The sequence below is a fragment of the Candidatus Protofrankia californiensis genome, from assembly GCF_900634765.1.
In the GTDB taxonomy this organism is placed as follows: domain Bacteria; phylum Actinomycetota; class Actinomycetes; order Frankiales; family Frankiaceae; genus Protofrankia; species Protofrankia californiensis.
On sequence record NZ_CAAAFT010000398.1, the window covers coordinates 1 to 1,380 of the forward strand.

Here is a 1,380-nt window from a genome sequence, read left to right on the forward strand (position 1 = left end):
CTTTGGTCTACGACCCCGACGCGCCCGCGGGCCTTCGTCTCGGTACGGTTGCGGAGCCGGTGCCGCACAGCGTCCAGGCCCTGCTCGAGGTCCACGCGGTCTCGCTCAACTTCGGCGAACTCGCCTTCAAGGCTGAGCGGACGCAGCCGGGCAGCGTCCTCGGCTGGGACGCGGCGGGCGTCGTCGCCGAGGCCGCGGCCGACGGCTCCGGACCGCCGCCCGGCACGCGCGTCGTGACCTTCGGCTGGACGGGGGCCTGGGCCGAACGCCGGGCCGTCGACACCGCGCACCTGGCCGTGGTCCCCGATTCCGTCGATCTCGGCGCCGCGAGCGCCCTGCCGGTGGCGGGTGTCACCGCGCTGCGGGCATTGCGGCGGCTTGGTCCGGTGGTCGGCCGGCGCGTCCTGATCACGGGAGCCTCCGGCGGTGTCGGACGCTTCGCGGTGCAGCTCGCAGCCCGTGCCGGCGCGCATGTCATCGCGTCCGTGGGTAGCCCGGCCCGCGGTGAGGGGCTCCGCGAGATCGGGGCCGACGAGATCGTCGTCGGCCTGGAGAACGTCACCGCACCCGTCTTCGGCGTGCTCGAGAACGTGGGCGGCACGCAACTGGCCGACGCGTTCAGTCTCCTCGACGACGGCGGTTGCCTCCAGAGCATCGGGATGGCCTCCGGCGAGCCGACCACTATCGACTTCGAACAGGAGCGTCGCAGGGGTGGCCACCGGAGGCTCGAGCCCTTCGTGGTCGGTCACCCCGACTTCGGCTCCGGTTTCGGTCCCGACCTGGCCTACCTGGTCGGCCTCCTCGAGAAGAAGGCGCTTGATCCGCAGATCCACTGGCGCAGCCGGTGGGATCGTGCTCCGCAGGCGGCCGAGGCGCTTCTCGCCCGTCGCGTCCGGGGCAAAGCCGTGCTCGACGTCAGACCGAATCCGTAGCCGACGCTGACGCTGACCCCGGATCCGTGGCCGCGCAGCCGGGCTTTGCCGTCCGCGCCGGGCGCTCCTGATGGTCACCGCCGAACATTCGCCCGGGGCCTGCCGGCGACGACCACCAGGATCAGGCGTCACGCGACTGCGGACCGGCACGAGCTCGGCCCGGAGGTCGGATCACTTCGGCGGACGGCGGCCGAAGGCGCGCAGGAAGGTGTCCACGCCGGCGCTCGCGATCCCGTCACGGTAGGCGGGCGTCACGGCGTCCGGGGCGAAGACCGTCATCAGCGGCAGATCTCCCAGCACGAGGCCGACGAACTGGGCCGCGGCCACCGCGGGATCGGTGATCTCCAGATGGCCGGCGTGCGCCAGCCGGGCCATCCGGCCCGCCAACGCTTCGATCACCTCTTTGCCACTCGAAGCCCACATCGTCCGGAACAGATCGGGGAAACGA

General features: G+C 72.3%; 2 protein-coding genes. One reads left to right on the plus strand and one right to left on the minus strand.

The features are described from left to right. Positions 1-2 precede the first annotated feature (2 nt). A complete protein-coding gene (locus DD1DGNOD_RS20400) occupies positions 3-932 on the plus strand; it encodes a zinc-binding dehydrogenase (RefSeq protein ID WP_241255867.1) in 930 nt (309 codons plus the stop codon). 171 nt (positions 933-1,103) lie between these two features. On the opposite strand, the gene DD1DGNOD_RS20405 is transcribed toward DD1DGNOD_RS20400, so the two are convergent. Continuing rightward, on the minus strand, positions 1,104-1,380 hold a 277-nt coding region (locus tag DD1DGNOD_RS20405), incomplete at its 5' end, for a TetR/AcrR family transcriptional regulator C-terminal domain-containing protein (RefSeq protein ID WP_206443333.1).